Origin of the sequence: Enterococcus sp. AZ062 (genome assembly GCF_051715065.1) — a bacterium.
GTDB classification, from domain to species: Bacteria; Bacillota; Bacilli; order Lactobacillales; family Enterococcaceae; genus Enterococcus_B; species Enterococcus_B mundtii.
The window spans coordinates 61753-79879 of record NZ_JBIOTB010000001.1; the positions used below are offsets into that span (position 1 = coordinate 61753).

General features: G+C 36.3%; 14 protein-coding genes. 3 read left to right on the plus strand and 11 right to left on the minus strand.

The features are described from left to right. Positions 1-35: 35 nt before the first annotated feature. From IGJ00_RS00280 to IGJ00_RS00315, 8 genes are all read right to left on the minus strand, one after another. Entirely contained in the window at positions 36-551 is a 516-nt protein-coding gene (locus IGJ00_RS00280; protein ID WP_142433317.1) for a YjbQ family protein, read from the minus strand. Then, entirely contained in the window at positions 552-1247 is a 696-nt protein-coding gene (locus tag IGJ00_RS00285; RefSeq protein ID WP_142433316.1) for a triose-phosphate isomerase, read from the minus strand. A gap of 12 nt (positions 1248-1259) precedes the next feature. After that, a complete protein-coding gene (locus IGJ00_RS00290; RefSeq protein ID WP_142433315.1) occupies positions 1260-2093 on the minus strand; it encodes a class II fructose-bisphosphate aldolase in 834 nt (277 codons plus the stop codon). A gap of 12 nt (positions 2094-2105) precedes the next feature. Further along, positions 2106-2390, minus strand: coding sequence for a PTS sugar transporter subunit IIB (locus IGJ00_RS00295; protein ID WP_019722790.1), 285 nt, complete (start codon positions 2388-2390; stop codon positions 2106-2108). Positions 2391-2402: 12 nt separating this feature from the next. Then, complete coding sequence (locus IGJ00_RS00300; RefSeq protein WP_071867754.1) at positions 2403-3749, minus strand: PTS galactitol transporter subunit IIC; 1347 nt, start codon at positions 3747-3749, stop codon at positions 2403-2405. Positions 3750-3761: 12 nt separating this feature from the next. Continuing rightward, a complete protein-coding gene (locus tag IGJ00_RS00305; RefSeq protein ID WP_438844006.1) occupies positions 3762-4217 on the minus strand; it encodes a PTS sugar transporter subunit IIA in 456 nt (151 codons plus the stop codon). Then, a complete protein-coding gene (locus IGJ00_RS00310) occupies positions 4207-6162 on the minus strand; it encodes a BglG family transcription antiterminator (RefSeq protein ID WP_438844007.1) in 1956 nt (651 codons plus the stop codon). Before IGJ00_RS00310 ends, IGJ00_RS00305 begins: the two co-directional genes overlap by 11 nt. A 1406-nt stretch (positions 6163-7568) precedes the next feature. Then, positions 7569-9056 (minus strand): helix-turn-helix domain-containing protein, encoded by a 1488-nt coding sequence (locus IGJ00_RS00315; RefSeq protein ID WP_438844008.1) that lies wholly within the window; start codon positions 9054-9056, stop codon positions 7569-7571. 263 nt (positions 9057-9319) lie between these two features. On the opposite strand from IGJ00_RS00315, the gene IGJ00_RS00320 reads away from it, so the two are divergent. From IGJ00_RS00320 to IGJ00_RS00330, 3 genes are all read left to right on the plus strand, one after another. Beyond that, positions 9320-11824, plus strand: coding sequence for a bacterial Ig-like domain-containing protein (locus IGJ00_RS00320; protein WP_438844009.1), 2505 nt, complete (start codon positions 9320-9322; stop codon positions 11822-11824). A gap of 385 nt (positions 11825-12209) precedes the next feature. Beyond that, positions 12210-12719: an RNA polymerase sigma factor gene (locus tag IGJ00_RS00325; protein WP_217809049.1), complete on the plus strand. Its 510-nt coding sequence runs from the start codon at positions 12210-12212 to the stop codon at positions 12717-12719. A 4-nt stretch (positions 12720-12723) separates the two neighbouring features. Then, positions 12724-13737: a DUF4179 domain-containing protein gene (locus tag IGJ00_RS00330; protein ID WP_086335288.1), complete on the plus strand. Its 1014-nt coding sequence runs from the start codon at positions 12724-12726 to the stop codon at positions 13735-13737. A 278-nt stretch (positions 13738-14015) separates the two neighbouring features. Here IGJ00_RS00330 and guaA read toward each other — a convergent pair whose 3' ends face one another. The 3 genes from guaA to IGJ00_RS00345 all read right to left on the minus strand — a co-directional run bounded on the left by guaA (position 14016) and on the right by IGJ00_RS00345 (position 17860). After that, positions 14016-15581, minus strand: a complete 1566-nt coding sequence (guaA, locus tag IGJ00_RS00335; protein WP_071867748.1) for a glutamine-hydrolyzing GMP synthase — start codon at positions 15579-15581, stop codon at positions 14016-14018. A 58-nt stretch (positions 15582-15639) separates the two neighbouring features. Beyond that, positions 15640-16563: a type I pantothenate kinase gene (gene coaA / locus IGJ00_RS00340; protein ID WP_019723173.1), complete on the minus strand. Its 924-nt coding sequence runs from the start codon at positions 16561-16563 to the stop codon at positions 15640-15642. Between the two features lie 376 nt (positions 16564-16939). Beyond that, on the minus strand, positions 16940-17860 hold the full coding sequence (locus tag IGJ00_RS00345; RefSeq protein ID WP_071867747.1) for a LysR family transcriptional regulator: 921 nt from the start codon (positions 17858-17860) through the stop codon (positions 16940-16942). Between the last annotated feature and the right edge of the window lie 267 nt (positions 17861-18127).

Consider the following 18127-nt stretch of genomic DNA (forward strand, 5'->3'; position numbering starts at 1 on the left):
TGGTTCCGAATGAATGGGAAATCGAAAGCGAGAAGTTACTCTCCCATCACCATGACGTGACAGGTTCGGTTTCGTACACGATTTTGGTCAAAGTCTACGAAGTAAATATAGCCAACAGAGCCAATCTCTAATTTTCCTTTGCTCAAAATAAAACTTTCGCTTGCACCGAAAAAGGAAGAGCGGATGTGAGCATCGCCATTTAAAATCGTTGCAGGATCGGTTGGATAGTTAGGATCATCCAGACCCATCAGGAATTCTAAATGCTTCGGTCCTGGATAACGATAATTCGTGTTCTCAGATAGCTCTCTCGGAATGATTTTATCTAAAATACGATTTAGGTCTACTTGTAGAAATTCATCGCCATTAAAATCGGTATCGTGCATATACTCTTCAAAAATCACTGAGCAAGTCGTATGAGGAGATTGAACGAGACAAATACCATTCGTGATTTGACTTTTCTCAACGATTGCTTTGACCTGTTCAGTAATATTATGATAAGACACACGATTACCATTTGAAGTCAAAGTTAATTGATCTTTTGCGAATTTCATCTATTTAAGCTCCTTTTTTAGTTCTGCTGCTTTCTGGATCATATTCGTCAATGTTTGAGCAGGGTCGTCAGCCGCCACTATACCGCTTGTTCCCCCAGTACCATCTGCACCGGATAATAACGCTTTTTCTACATCTTCAACAGTAGAAATCCCCGCTGCTTGTAAGAGCTGGATGTTTGGATTGATCTTACGAACGGCCTCGTTGGTTGCTTTCATGTAAGAAATATCACTGGATTGACCAGTGCCAATCAACTCCGTCGGTTCACAGACCATCACATCAGGATGAAGGGTGGCCACTGCTTGTGCTTCTTCAATGGAATCTGCACAAACGATCGTAAGGATGCCTAATTCATCTGCACGTTTTACTGCTTTTGTAAGTTCATTGACAGTCATTGGATGTTCCGCATGATTTAAAAACGTAGCAGTAACCCCAGCTTCAGCAACTGCTTCAGGAAGGATATAGCCCATGCCACGACCGACTTGGAGACCATCCAAATGTTGGACAGTAATAAATAAATTAGAAGTTTCGTTTTTGATTCGGGCAGCATCGACATGCTGGACAGTGAATAAAATGTCAATATCGTGTGTAGCAGATAGTTCATCTGCTACCTTGGCTAAGGCAAGTGCCTGGTCGCCATATAAATAAGCTTTCGGATTAACAACAAAGAATGGGGCACGTAAGGTTCTTTTTTGCATAATTACACTCCTTTATTCATGAGAAGCTGTGTGGAAGACATTAAAATAATGCTCTAGAGTTTTAGCGATTGCTTCGTTTGCATCATGGATCAAGTCAAAGTAATTTTCTGGTTGCTTTTCACGGATCTTATCCATTGATGCTGTGATAAAGTCGGTAAAGATATTGATTTTACGAATCCCGTTGAGCGCACATTTCTCAAGATTTTCATCCCCAGAAGAAGAACCACCGTGTAACACTAAAGGAATAGCTAATGCCTCATACAGCTGTTGTAGAACATCGAAATTGATTTTAGGTGTACCTGTATAGTGACCATGGGCGGTACCGATAGATACTGCCAATGAGTCTATGCCAGTTGCTTCTGCAAATTTCACAGCTTCACTAAATTCTGTATAGATGGAGTCACTTTCCTCTGATTCCAAGCTATCTCCAGCGCCGACGTGACCGATTTCTGCCTCAACAACCACACCGAAAGGATGAGCATAATCAGCGATTGCTTTTGATCGGCGAACGTTCTCTTCGAATGAATCTTCTGATGCGTCGATCATGACCGAAGTAAATCCTAGATCGATTGCTTGCTTGATGATTGCTTCGTCTTGACCATGATCTAAATGTAAGGCGACAGGTGAAGTACTTTTTTCTGCTAAGAATTTACCAATCAAAGCGGCTTCTTCTAACGACATCATATTCATATGAGACTGGGCAAACGCCAAGATCAATGGTTTCTTTAATCGTTCAGCTGTTTTTACGTACGTTCTTGCGCTATTTAAATCGAAAAAATTGGCAGCAGGGATCGCGTAATTGTTTTTATCTGCCTGTTCAAATAATTCTTTTGTGGTAACCAGCATGTGGATTCTCCTTTATTCGTTGATTTTCTTCTCGATTTCAGCATACATCGCTTCGGTACCGATACCTGTCAACAAAGGCAGACCCATAATGACACGATCTTTGATTGAATCTGGCACGACTGTCGTACTGACAACAATGTCATATTCATCGATTTTATTCATTTCGTCGGCTACTTTTGATTGATACAACTTTACTTGCTCCGTTAGCCCTTTTTCTTTTAACCATTCTTTTACTTTGTTCGTTACAACGGTAGAAGTTGCAACACCTGTACCACACATAATCAATAATTTTTTCATTCTAGTTTCCTCCTATTCAGCTGTTTTAGCTGCTTGTTTTTTTGGTAAAATTTTGTTGACGTAGATCAATCCGAAAAGAACAACTGCACCGATGATCGCTAAACCACCCCAGCTTAAAACTTTTGTTAGTCCGACATACATCCAAGTGGTCCAAAGACCGCCTTCTGCCATCGCAGTAATCGTTGAGTTTCCTTGTAAATCAAAGTTTGCCGAACGAGCAGCTGTTGTGACTAGTGGGGCAACCCAAGATGTGATGTAAAGAATACTTACCATATAGAGTGTTCCAGCGATTACTGTTCGAATAATGTTTCCTGCAAAGACTGCAGCCATCAAACAGATCAAGAATGGAATCGTTGCTAAGTCACCAAAAGGCAAAGTTGTATTGCCGGGTAGGATAACCGCTAATAAGATCGTAATCGGCACGAGTAATAAGGAAGAAGAAAGAACAGCTGGATGACCTACAGATAACGCAGCATCCATTCCGATATAAAGTTCTCTTCCTGGGAAACGTTTTTTGACAAATTCATTGGCAGCTTCTGATATTGGAGTAAGCCCTTCCATTAATAAAGCAACCATTTTAGGCATGATCACCATAACTGCTCCTGTTTGAACCGCCAATTGACCAGTACCTGCAACATCATAGCCAGCTAAAATCCCCATCACCAAACCAATCAGAAAGCCCATTACAGTTGAATCACCAAAAACACCGAATTTCTTTTGAATCGTTTCTGGGTCAGCTTTCCAATCTTTCAATCCTGGGATACGGTCAAAAATCCAGTTCATTGGTAATGCAAAGACAAATCCTGGAGCTGCTGTTCCATGAGGGAACGTAATATTCGGGAATCCATAAAATTTGTTGATAATCGGACCTAAAATATCGCCCATCAAAAGGATCATCATCAAATAAATCACCGTTGCAGCGATCCCCATAGCGAAATCACCGGTCAAAGCAAAAATAAGTGAAGAAATAAATGCAGCATGCCAGATATTCCAGATATCGACATTCAATACTTTCGTCAAGCCGAGTAAAATCAGTACGATATTCAGTACCACACCGATGGGAATAGCGAGACTCCCCAAAATCGTTCCATAAGAAATCGCTGCGGCTGCTGGCCAACCGACATCGATCGTGGTCAAGTTTAACCCTAAACGCTCAACCATGTGCTGTGCCGCTGGTCCCAAGCTGTTTCCTAGTAAGTCAATTACTAGATTCAATCCGACAAAACCAACACCAACTGTCAACGCCGAAGTAAATGCTTTTCCTGGTTTTGTTCCTAAAATGATCCCGAAAATAAAGATAAGGATAGGAAGGACAACAATCGAACCTAAATCAACAAACCACTGTAATGCGTCTAACATAAATGTTCCTCCTTAATGTAAGCCATATTTTTTGATAATCGCTAGATATTCTGTTTCTGTAGTGAGTGTCAAGAGTTCCTCTAAAACGCCAGGTTTCTGGAACATCTCGATCAATTTTTGCAACATCTCCAATTGTTCATGAGGTTCTTTCAACGCAAGCATAAACAACAATGAGACTTCTATTTCTTTGTCATTTGTCCCCATTTCAATAAACGGTAAAGGTTTTTTCAATGACATGAACGCTACTTGAGATTCATTGACATACTGGCTATCTGTATGTGGGATCGCAACGCCCATACCGTTGATGGCCAAACCTGTCGGAAATATTTCCTCACGTCGAATAATATTTTGATAGAAATCATCTGTGACACATTGTTTCTTTCGTAGTTCTTCTGATAGCTTTTGTAGTGCTTCTTCTTTCGTTGTGAATGATTGATTCAATAGTGCAAGTTGATGATCAAAAAACAAGCTCATTCCCTCCTCTTAAAAGTCTGTGATAAAGTTCATCTGGTGTTTGACTCGCTACAATCCACTGGATTTCTTCTGAGGAATTGAACAAGTCATAAATTGAAGCGATCAATTCTTTTGCTTCGGTCATATTCTTTTCGGCGATCGCTAATAAGACGATCAATTGGATCTTCGTATCTCCCCAAGCAATCGGTGAAGCAAGTGTGACAAATGCCAATTTTGTTTCTTTCACTGTATGTGGATCAGCATGAGGGATGGCCACCCCGGTTTTTAGTCCTGTACTACCTAATTCTTCTCGATCAAATAAAGAGCGTTTAAAACCGTGGCTAACTAAGTCTTTTTCCAAGTAATCATCGGCTAAAAAAGACAAGATCGCTTCTTTTGTTGAAAAGGGCTTTTGTATATAAATGAAATCTGGATCAAGATATTTTTTTAGTAAAGTGGGCGATTGATATTTTTTTGAATGGAATTTTTTTTCATTTTCATTCAAATTAGAAATTCTTGCTGAAATGTTTGTGATTTCCTCGGTAGTTGGTAAAGCAGACACGTACATAACAGGCGGTTCTACTTCTTCTAAAGGGATTGTTGAAATGATTAGATCAACCATTTCCAAAGAAGTATGAGAGAGTTTGTTTGATTGAATGATTTCTAAAACAGTATTCGCCGAAATGGTCTGCTTGATCCGATTGAAAATCAATTCTGAAGTGGCAAGGCCAGAGCGACAAACGATGAGGATATGATTTGTCATCTTTCGCTTTTCAAAAGCCAGTTGGAAATGAATCGTGAGAAAAGAGACTTCATCCTCTGTTAAAGAACAGCGGAATTCTTTCTCTAACTCGCTAATCGCATACTTGGTCAATGTGAACATCGTCGAATATTGTGTTTTGATACTTTTAAGCAAAGGGTTCTTGATCAACATACCAGTTTTCAGACGATGGATCATGGGTACGATGTGTGAGAGCAAGGCTTGTAACAACAGTTCATCTTGTGTCAGATCAATTTTCAATAAAGTCGACATTTTATCAATGATTTGTTTTGTGGAAACAGTGATGACTGAATCAGGCTTATCCGTACTTTGGACATAAGGTTCGATCCCGTGAGCAAGTAAGAGCGAACAGATATATTGGATATCTGACTCCTGTAATGAAATAGACAAGGATTCATTGACCATTTCGGCAAATGAACGGGCAATCATATACAGTTTCATTCGTTTCAATTCATCAAAGACTAGCTGTTCTTGCTTTTCGATGTGATGATCTAAAAGAAGCCTAGATAAAAAAATCTGTAAGGATAAAGATAATGATTCTACAAAATAGTTATTAATTTGCCGTCCAATTTGCTGGATCATCCCATAAATAAACTGTTCTGTCAGGTCAATAATTCGCTCATCAAACAGCGAAGGAATAGAAGTATGTTGACTTCCTTCAGTTTCCATATATGGTTCTAAGAATGATTTGAAAACATTTTGTTGAACAGACTCATCTGCGATCAATTGCAATCCATGTGACGTTACTTTTCCTGTGATCTGTTTGGATTGGCAAAATCTTACGATGTCATCTACATCATTTTTGATTGATTGCTGGCTCACAAAAAAGTATTCAGCAAACTCATGATAACGCATGGCTTTTTCTGAAAAAAAATAGTTCCCAAATATGAATAAGCGTCGGTATTCTGGGGAGTATTCATCAAGAATGAGTTGCTCATATACCAACAAAGAACGTGCATTTTGTTTCGCTGATTCAGTACCTTCTAAGCGAATACCCTTGCGAGGTAGCTTAGTGATCACGGTACCAGTTTCTTTTATTTTTTCTTCCAAACTTGTTAAGTCGTTGTAAACTGTCTTAGGAGAGACATACAACTGTTTTTGGAAAAATGCTGCTGGTTGATACTTTTCTTGGTCTAAAAGTAGACGTAGCAACAACTTTTCCCTTTTGCTTAAACTCATCGAACCCACCTCCGGAAGCGCTTCCTTAATTCTATCTTAATGAAATTTTGTTATGTAGTAAATGATAATTAATTACCACATTAATGTGGTAGTCCTTGGTATAACAATGTTTTTTCGATTTCAACGGACAGTTTATGAGTGGGACAAGGTAATGATAAAAAGGAATTAATCAAAGTTTAATGTTTAGCAGAATGTTTAAAGAGGACGAGTGAGTAAAAGAGAAGTTGTTGTTTCAATACTGATTTTTAGTTGTTAGTGTTTGGCTTAAATAAATGCCAATAGAATCCAAGTGCATGAAAAACGAAGGCTTTAGAATGAAAAAGAGAATAGGCAAAGTGAGCAAATCAGTGTTAATTTTTATCAAGAGAATCTGAACAAATCGATGTATTTATTAAAGTGGATTTTACTCTGAGCGTTCTGATTTCATATATACAGCTGTGCGAGCGGAGCTAGAAAAAATATAAAGAGCATATAGCTATTATTTTAGAGAGTGACTATCCGTATAGAAGTAATGTTTTTTTTATTATTGATAAAGAAATCAGCGGAGAGTTGCCAAAAGATACAGTTATCAGTATCAATGTTTGGGAAGAATCAATGTAACAGTTGGAATCAAAGAGATATTTAATAAAATTGGTACTTAAAATAGCATAAAAAATAGTCTAGATGACCTATTTAGAATAGAAGTGAGCATTCAAAATAAGCCATCAAAGCTAAAAAAAATTTTTGGCTTTGATAGCTTATTTTTTGAAAAAAATACTTTACGATTATGACCTCAAAAGGGTATTTTTTGACTAATATGAACAACCATCGACAGAAAATGGTATAAGTGATGTAGATCCACTTGTGAGTAAGTTAAATAGCTAGTCTATGCAAAAACATCTATTTTGGAGTTGACGTAAACATGAAAATCATACTAAGTAATATATTAAGAAACGTGTTACTTGCTTCATATTTAAGTACGATAGTAATTGGGCTAATAAAAATATTTTTAAAACAAGAATTTGTTATATTCAGCCTACCTGATATTTTATTGATTTTAGGATTAGCGATACTAAATGAAGAAAAGATCTATCTAAAAATTGGTAAACTGAAAGCATTTTTGCTCACTTTTCTTTTGCTGTATACATTTGAATCAACAGTGGAATACAGGAGTAATTATAAAATCGTTCTTCCCCTTAATAAGTACTTATGGATAATAGCAGTAGCTTCTTTAGGAATGTGTTTCTATTATCTGAGGAATTACTTTGTAAAGCAGAGCAAAAATTTCAACTGATTTTAGAGCGAACTAGTCAAAGATGTTATAAAAAGGAGCTGTTTCTGGAATAGTATATATTCGGTTTTGATGGCATAAAACGATTATCGTTCCAGGCTCCTCTTTATCCAATCATCAATAATTGAGTAAGCGCTTAAAATTTACGGACTTGATTTTTTTGCTTCGTTTGTTTGTCTAAATAGGTTTCTTGGATCAAGAAGAGTAATTCTTTCCATCTTGTTTCATTATCTAATGACTCTAAATAAAAAATCTTCTTATTTGCTGTGGACCGTTCTAATGTATCTGTGATGACGATATCTGATAAAGAATAATTATCTGTGATCATAATTTGCTTTTCATTGAATAGATGTCTAAGCTGATTCTCAATAAAAAAACTTGCAGTAAAATCTTTGGACAGATATAAATAGATGTTCACTTCTGACTTCATTTCAGAAGTGAGAAGAGTATAAAGTTGATTTGATAAGTAATTTTTATGCTTTTCATTAAGAGTAAGGGATGACAGATTCATTTCAATGATCGACATATATTCATTTTTTACATGTGACTGAAAAGACCAAGAAGGAATAAATAAATCAGTAAAGCAATCTAATACATCACCAACTAAAAAATAAAAAGTATTGAACAATGTTAAATAGTAGTTAAATAAATATCGTTCTTCTTCTGAAGTACTATCGTCTATCAAAATAGCATTCAAGCTAAGAATATCTCTAGACAATGTACAGTAAGGATGGTTTTCTTTAACAAAAGTTTTTCCTAAATCGATTTTATCCTGTGTTTGAATGATATCTGAAATAAAAATACGTGCAAGGAAATTAAAATATTGAATTTCCGTTTTTTCCACGTTTCTTTCGAGAGGACCAAATATATTCTGTTGAAAAATCGAAGCTATACCAAGAATTTCATGAACAATCGTGAAGAGCGTTTGGATCAATCGGTCTTTTGGTGGAGTCACATAATTCTGATTTTTGACTCTGATTTGCAAAATAGCATAGAGAATACAAAGGGATCTATTTTTTATATTTGATCGTTTGTGTGAGTTGGTCAATATTTCTTCTGGAATATTCTTTAGAATGCTTTCAAGGGATATATCACAAAAAGGCCATTCTATATCTTGAAATGAATCCTGCAAGAATACATAAGAAAACAACCGTATATTCATTTCATTTCCTTTTAAAGAATAAATTCCTTTTGTAATAGTAATTGTGAAGTCGAAAGCTGAGAATAATTCATTTAGATTCTGGGTAATCTTATTCAGATAACTAGTTGAGATAAAAAGCTCATTTATGATTGTATTTTTATCAAGTGAAGTTCTAGTGAGTAATAAAACAGTATAATTAAACATCGTATTTCTTTTAAGTAATTGAAGCTTTAGATTGTATGCCACATCGATTGCTTTTGATTTAAATGTGGGATGGATTTGAATAATACCAGATTTTTTTATCACTATAAAGTCTTTGAGATCTTGATGTTCTTCTAAATGTTTTTTTATAGTTGAAATGGCTTCTCTAACGGTTCTTTTAGATAACTTCAAATCTCGTGAAATATCAGCAGTCGTTGTTTGATCTTTATTTACAATAAAAAATAGAACTGCTAATTCTTTTCTTAAATAGTCTGGTATCATCCTCATTTACTCCATTTCTTGAATACAATTTTTGTCGTTTATTCTACAGAAATTGTGGATAGTAGTCGTTTTTTCGTCATGTTATTATATCACTGTTGGTATAGATATGTAAAACGATAAAATGTTATTTTTTAAAATTTTAAATCCTGTATTTAAATGTTTTTCATTTTTTCAATGTTATTTTTTAGATGGTTGGAAAATACATTTATCAAGTTTACACATCTGAATGGGAAAATAGGTTGAAAATGAAATGGAGAGAAGCAATGAAAAAGAAATTTGTAGCTATTTTTAGTGTCATGCTATTAGTAAGCCCTTCCTTAGTAGGAACAGGACAAGTAGTGGCGGAGACTATTGAAACAGAGCAGTCACAGGAACTAGAGGCGCAAGAGGTCGACAAAGGAGATATGACTGGTAGCACTGAAAGCATGCTTGAAAATAGCACAACTAGTGAATCGATTGAGAGCATTGTAGAAGATTCTACCAATCAATCCAATAACACTGAGGGAGAAAATGAGAAAGCATCTTTCAGTGAAGATTCAATGCCCATTGTAGAAGTGGAAGATAGTTCTTTAGCTAACACAGTTGGAGAGGATTTAGTGTCGCAAGAAGAAACTACAAATGGAGAAGTCAGTATAATAGTCAATGAAGTTGCATCTGGTCACTTGGGTACAGTTGATTGGGTAATTGAGGCTGATGGCACTTTGCATATAGGGGCAGGTCAATTATCGCCAACGGTTATGACGAATGGGCGTTCACCATTTTTTTCATATGCTGATCAAATTACTTCAATAATTTTTGAAGGAAAGGTAATAGCAGGTGAATCTTTAGAAATGCTATTTTGTGATTTGAACAAAGTTAGAAACATAGAAAAGCTAAGCTATCTTGATACGAGCCAAACCACTAATATGCATGATATGTTTTCGGGTATGTCTGGATTAACTTCAATTGATGTATCAGGATTTGACACAAGTAAAGTGACGGATATGAGAAAGATGTTTGCTGGAGCAAGCAGTTTGACCTCTCTTGATATATCAAATTTTGATACGAGTTCTGTCACGTATATGGGAGAAATGTTTTATGCAATGACAAATTTAACTTTACTTGATTTATCCAATTTTGAAACACCTAATCTTACGAATATGATGGGTATATTTTCTTATGCGGGTATAAAATCACTGGATATATCAAATTTTAATACCTTGCAAGCAAAAATGGGTCCAGATACTTTTTGGCAAACGCCGATTGAACATATCAAGCTAGGAGAAAATTTTGTATTTAAAGATTCTCTATTAGGTTCACCACCAATTGATAATACCTACATTGGAAAATGGCAGAAAGACCAGTCAGGTCCTCTTTATACTTCTTTAGAGTTAGCAACTAATTATATGGGTGCAACCATGAAGGGAGATTGGTATTGGGCTACTTCACAAGAAAGTATTGAAGTGATTGATTCTTCTATCTATGAAGGGGATAAATGGGAAGCAAAAGATAATTTTGTTTCTGCGAAAGATAAAGACGGGAATCCAGTGGCTTTTGAAGATCTGACAGTTGAAGGCACAGTGGATACTACGAAGGCTGGTACGTATGAAGTGAAATACAGCTATGACGGAGCAACAAGCATTGCTACAATCACAGTGAAAGCAATCCAAACGGCTGTAAATGTCCATGACTCCACTGTTTATATCGGTTCAACATGGAAAGAAGAAGATAATTTCGACAGTGCAGTTGATAAAGATGGCAATCCAGTAGGTATCGAGGCAGTGGCAGTTGAAGGCACAGTAGATACAACGAAAGTCGGCACCTATGAAGTAAAATACAGCTATGACGGCGTGACAAGTATCGCTACAATTACGGTGAAGGCGAACCAAACAGTAGTGAATGTCCATGACTCCACGCTCTATATCGGTACGAATTGGAAAGCAGAAGATAACTTTGACAGTGCGGTTGACGGAGAGGGCAATCCAATAGGCATGGAAGCTGTGACAGTCGAAGGCACGGTAGATACCACGAAAGCTGGCACATATGAAGTAAAGTACAGCTATGACGGCGTGACAAGTATCGCTACAATCACAGTGAAAGCAATCCAAACAGCTGTAAATGTCCATGACTCCACTGTTTATATTGGTTCAACATGGAAAGCAGAAGATAACTTTGACAGTGCGGTTGATGAAGATGGCAATCCAGTAGATTTCAAAGCTATAACGGTGGAAGGTGCGGTGGATACAACGAAAGCTAGCACGTATGAAGTGAAGTACAGTTATGCCGGCGTGACAAATGTCGCCACGATCACGGTGAAAGAAATCGGAGCGCCGACCATAAATGTCCATGACTCCACGCTTTATGTTGGCGCAACATGGAAAGCAGAAGACAACTTTGACAGTGCAGTTGATGAAGATGGCAATCCAGTAAGTTTCGAAGCTGTAACGGTGGAAGGTAGTGTAGATACCACGAAAGCTGGTACCTATGAAGTAACCTATAGCTATAAAGGTGTAACGAGCACCGCCGCGATCACTGTTAGAGCTAAAGACAAAAATGGAACTACAAGCAATGATAATAAAGGTACACATTCTCAAAATACAAACAATAAAACAAGCAATAAAACAAGCAATAAAACAAGCAACAAAACTAGTAATAGAACGAATAATAAAATCAGCAATAAAAATCTACCCCACACTGGAGAGCAAACAAACCATATATGGCAACTAGTTGGACTAGTAACATTTCTTGTTTCATTAATCTATTTAACAAGAAGAAAGAAAATCCAATAAGATGATTCAAGTAGATAGAATGTTCAATCATTTGCTAATAGACTAAAGTTGATTTCTTATTTTTTGATCAAACAATACCAGCATGAGAACGAATTTTGTTTGAAAAAATCAAAATTTGTTGAGCTGATATTAGGTGGTTCTGATATGTATAGATTCACCTTTTATGTAAAAATTAGGTAGTTGAAGTGATTGAGATGCTTAGTGAGAAAATTTAAATATGATTGAAGACTGAGAGCTTAGATACCTCTCAGTCTTTTCGTTATTCGATCCAACTTTTATTCAGCTGATTTGACAAGGTATCCATTGTTTAAGAAAAATTTTTTGAAAGGGAACTTTTTGCATGTTTTTTTGCTCTAATAGAGTAGATAAAGGTGGTGAATTTCTATTGTTAAGTGAAAAATGGCTAGTTAAAAGAGCTCAAAAAGGGGATGGGGAAGCCTTTGTAAAGTTAATAGAGCAGTATGAAAATGTTCTTTATGGGATAGCCAAAAGATATTTAGGTATAGAAGATGCAGCCGATGTTTTACAAGATACTATTTTAATTGCTTTTGAAGAAATTGGGAATTTGAAACAGCCTCAATATTTTCATACGTGGATAACAAAAATATTAATTAATCAGAGTTATAACCTGATTAAGAAAAACAATAAATTTTCCTATAACTATTCTGACAATCATCAAAAATTATTAGTAGAAGATTGTGAAGAAGGATTGGAACTTGAAAACCTTATTTCAAAGCTAGATCCGGTGTATAGAGTACCGATTTTACTTTATTATTACAGCGGTTTTTCATACAAAGAGATTAGTATTATTCTTGGAGAACCATTAGGGACTGTTAAATCAAGAATTTTTAGAGGTAAAGCCTGGTTGAAAAAAGAATACACGAAAGGTGATTAAAAATATGAATGAAGATTTTGAAAAAGAATTAACTAATCTAAAATATAATGAAGAAAAAATACCTAGGGAAGTAAAAGAAAAAATAGATGTCGCATACCAAAAAATCAAAACAAGTAAAAATAGGAGAATAAATTATAGAATAATACTAATAGCTAGTATAGCTGCGTTGGTTTTGATAGTTGTTTGCATCTCTCCAATAACACAAGCTGTTGGAAATTATTTGAAATTTGGACAATTTACATCCAAAAAGTTAGTGGAAGGAGAATTTGTTCATCAACTAAATAGTGTTGTTAAAGACAACGAAATTGAAATCAAATTAGAAAAAGCTTACATAGACCAGAAACAATTAGGACTATATTTCATTATCAATCTTCCTGAAAAATCCAAGCTTGTGTCCTCAAAAATAGATTACTATAACCTAGGATTTTCGATAAAAGAAGACGGCGAAGTACTATTTACAAATAACTCTACAGAAGATTCTCAAGTTGACTCGTATACATTTAATCAATATTTCGATGATTCCACAAATACTTTAGAAATTTCTTATCTAATAAATAGTTTCGAAAATGATTTTGATACTATGGAGGAACTGTCAGTTGAAATTAACAAAATAAGTGGAGTAAATCAAGGTGAAAAAGGAGCTGGGAAAGGATTTTCTAAGGTTGAAATATTAACTACGGAAGGTAATTGGCCTTTACCTGTAAATGTACAAGAAATGAAAAATTTTCAACCAATTGGTTTTACAGGTAATGTAATAGAAACTGGTAATAAAGCCTTTGGTAAAGCTTATCCTACAATGTTTGTTGTAGAAGCTGATCAGTTGAATGTTGCAAAAAATAGTACCGACATAAAACTCACCTATGAAAGTGAAGGTAAACTGAAAGAATCTAACTTATTGGAAAGTCGTTTATCTAGTGAAGGTAAAGTACTTTGGTATTTTGATTTTATTGGATACGATGAGCAAGGTGTATTAAATGTCCAAATTGATGGTAAAGATGTCATTGTATTAAAAAAATAGTGTTTTAAAAAGTTAGATTATTGGTCTCATTTTTCAATGGATTTCAATTTGTGTGTTGAGTAGAACCTTTCCCATAAAATAAAGCAAGACAAAAGCTATAAAGACATATCTTTATGGTATAAACTTCTTGTTCAGAAATTTAGCTATGACACAACTATAAATAGTACATCAAAGAAACAAAGTTATTCAATGGACTTCTTTTTGTATTCCTATAGATACAAAACAAAAAAACCGTGAATCCCTTCATTAACAAAGGATTCACGGTTATTTTGATTATTCTATTCCCACTCCACAGTTGCTGGTGGTTTAGAGGTAATATCGTACACGATACGGTTCACGTGTGCGACTTCATTGACGATGCGTACAGAGATTTTTTGTAGCACATCCCATGGGATACGTGCAAAGTCAGCTGTCATGCCATCAATCGATGTGACTGCACGGATGCCGACTGTGTAGTCATACGTACGACCGTCGCCCATGACACCAACAGAACGGATACCAGGTAAAACCGTGAAGTATTGCCAGATGTCACGGTCAAGACCGGCAGCGGCGATTTCTTCGCGTAAGATCATATCTGATTCACGGACGATCTCCAATTTTTCTTCAGTGATTTCACCTAAGACACGGATACCAAGACCTGGTCCAGGGAATGGTTGGCGCCAAACGATTGAGTCAGGCATACCAAGCTGTGTCCCTAGTTCGCGGACTTCGTCTTTGAATAATGTGTTCAATGGTTCGATCAATTCAAATTGCATGTCCTCAGGCAAGCCACCTACGTTGTGGTGTGATTTGATCGTTTGGGCAGTTTCTGTTCCACTTTCGATTACGTCGGTGTAAAGTGTTCCTTGTGCTAAGAAAGACACACCTTCTTCGCCGGCAAGCTTTGTTGCTTCGTCGTCAAACAAGTAGACGAACTCGTTACCGATGATTTTACGTTTTTGTTCAGGATCAGAGACACCTGCAAGTTTATTTAAGAAACGTTCTCTTGCATCTACTTTGATGATGTTCAAGCCGAATTTTCCGCCTAAGCTTTCCATGACTTGATCCGCTTCGCCTTTACGCAATAGACCATGGTCAACGAAAATCGATGTTAATTGATCACCGATCGCTTTTTGTAAAAGGACACCAACGACGCTTGAATCCACTCCGCCAGATAAACCAAGTAAGACTTTTTTATCGCCAACTTGTTCACGGATTTTTTCGATCTGCATGTCGATGAAATTGTTCATTGTCCAATTGCCTTCACAGTGACAGATGTCAAAAGCAAAATGACGTAATAATTCGATTCCGTATTCTGAATGACGGACTTCTGCGTGGAATTGGATACCGTAGAAGTTACGTTCTTTGTCTTGGATCGATGCAATTGGGCAATCGCTACTTGTAGCAACAGTTTCAAAACCTTCTGGTACTTTGGTTACTAGATCCCCATGGCTCATCCAAACGGTTTGTTGTTTTGGTGTTTGGCTGAATAGTGCCGCATCATCGGCTGTTACTTCAAGCAATGCTTTGCCGTATTCACGGTTTTTCGCAGGCTCAACAGAACCGCCAAGTTTGTACGTGATCAATTGCATACCATAACAAATACCCAACACTGGAATTCCTAAATTGAAGATTTCAGGATCAATGCCAAAAGCATTCTCATCATAGACACTGTTTGGTCCTCCAGAAAGGATGATCCCTTTCGGATTCATGGCTTTCACTTCTTCAGCTGTAATACGGTGGCTCAATAATTCAGAAAAAACACCTAAATCACGGATGCGTCGTGTAATCAATTGATTATATTGACTACCGTAATCTAGTACGATGATTTTTTCAACGTTTGTCATATCGGCAACGTTCGTCACATTTATTACCCCTATCCCTTTAAAATTTATCTCAAAATAGTTGAACTATTTTAAAATGCTAATATTTTCGCATGAAAATCGAATCGATAATATGATTTTCAGTTTTATGGAGAATTATATCGGCTCTTCCACGAGTAGGCAAGATATATTCGTTTAAATTCTTCAAATTCACATTTTTCCATACATCTCTTGCCATTTTAAACGCATCTTCACGATTACCAATGGCAAATTGGTAGTAATAGTTTTGTGGATGTTGAAAAGCTGTATCAAGTAACGCGCCAAAGCGATCCAAATACCATTTTTCGATCAATTCAGAATCTGCATCAACGTACACAGAGAAATCAAAAAAGTCACTGACGTAAATTTGTTGATTAGCTGGTAGTTGAAGCGTGTTGATTCCTTCGACGATCAAAATGTCCGGTTGTTGGATCAGTTCATATTCATCGGGAATAATATCATAGACATCGTGAGAGTAGACTGGAACTTTGGTTGTTTCTTGACCGGATTTCACTTGATTAAGAAAATCGATCAACCTTTCCATGTCATAACTTTCCGGAAATCCTTTCCGGTCCATGATACCACGTTCTTTTAAGACTTTATTCGGATATAAAAAACCATCTGTGGTGATTAGCTGGACATTTCTTCGTTTGAATGTCCGAGACAAAATCATTTGCAATAAGCGCGCGGTGGTGCTTTTACCGACTGCGACACTTCCGGCAATCCCGATAATAAACGGTGGGACTTGAGTGTATTTATGAAGGAATAACCCTTTGCTCAGAGAGAGGGATTCAAACTCTTTCATATGCAGAAAAATCAAGTGCGCAAGTGGTACATAAATGTCGCGAACATCTTGCATGGAAATACGGTCATTCAAACTTTTTATACTATCTAGTTCATCTTGTGTCAATGGAGCTTGACCATTTCGGTAAAATTCGCGCCACTCTTCTCTTGCCACACGGTAATAATTCATTGGATCATTCATACATAGCCTCCTGGATTCTCCCATCAATGGACCTATTTTAACATAAATGCGTGTCAAACCCTACCACTTAGGCGAGAAACTAAATGGTTTTTTCTCATATCAAAGGATGGAAGAATAGGCGTTCTTTCTTTTTTGATAACTGAAAAGAGGCGAAGAGAATAGAGGATTGTATAAGAAAAAAGTAACAGTTTAACTCAAAGTTAGCTGAAATAGTAGGAATAGAAGTAACATTCTGGGAAATAAAACGACACCCACCAAAAATTGAAGAACAAATTCAGTGGAAGCCGCCTTACTTTTCGAAGATAAATCTCTCTGGGATCTCTTATCGGTGTTCATTTACGACATTGAAATACTTGTTTTATTTTGATTTCAGTATTTATCGTTTTGGCAAGTAATAGGTGCCAGTATCAGCAGAGCCCATCATTTGTGTAGTGTGACATGTTTGATTGAAAATCGCTTGGATTTCTTTTTCAACCTCTGGATAGAAGTAAAAGTTTTCTGATTCACTGTTTTTATAAAGATAAAAATGAATGGTTGGAAATGTTGGCAGCGAGACAAAACAAACAGGTTCAATAGCTAAAAGTTCTTGCGCAAAGGTATTGGCTAATAGCATTCCTTTTCCTTCTGTAATCATTTTCGTTGCTCCTAAACTATCTGGACAGACGATATATTTTGGTTCATTGGTCAGCTGTTTGACTACTTTTTTTGTAATCACTTGATGTTCGACATGGTCGAGTAAAAAGATAAAAGGTAACTCTTCTAGTACTTCCGCGGATAATATCCCATCTGGTTTTACAAAATAGCTACTGATTGCAACTTTAAGTTCCAAAGTGGCTAACCTTGTTTGAATGAATTTGGGGTGATCTAAGGTAGCAGAAGTAATGGCAAAGTCGATTTCTTTCTGACTTAGTTTATTTAGCAGATCCAATGAAGGAATATAACGGTAGTCGATCGTAAAGTTTTGATGCCGGCTTTGATATTTGTTTGCTTCAAAGATAAACGAAGCATCGCTTGTGCCGACACGCAAAGAAGGATAGTCTACTGATTCATTTAATGAGATATTCAATTTCTTCGCTTCCGCCAAAATCAATTCTACGGAAGGAAGGATTGCTTTTCCATGGGTACTCAATATGATCTTTTTCCCGTGACGCTCAAACAGATCTGTCCCGATTTCTTGTTCTAAACTTTTTAACGAACTACTTAACGAAGAAATACTAACATGGAGCTCTTTTGAAGCTTGTGAGAGACTATTGAAACGGGCAATCATATAGAAATATTCTAATTTTTCGATCGACATACAGCTATGCCTCCTTTATCATTCTATTCTCCTCTTAAAAAAACAATAGTTATGTTGAGGCGCACGTAGAGATTAAACAATCCTTAATAAATTGTGAAATAAATCACTATATAATTGAATAGTAAATGAATCCGTACAATTTATTGTTTGCTGATGGAATTGGATGTGAGTTGGTCATTAATAAATTTTTTTCTGGAAAGACAGTCATTGCTTTGTTGTAGTGGATGAAGCGAATCTCAACCAAGTAAGGAAATCGAAATAGTTGAA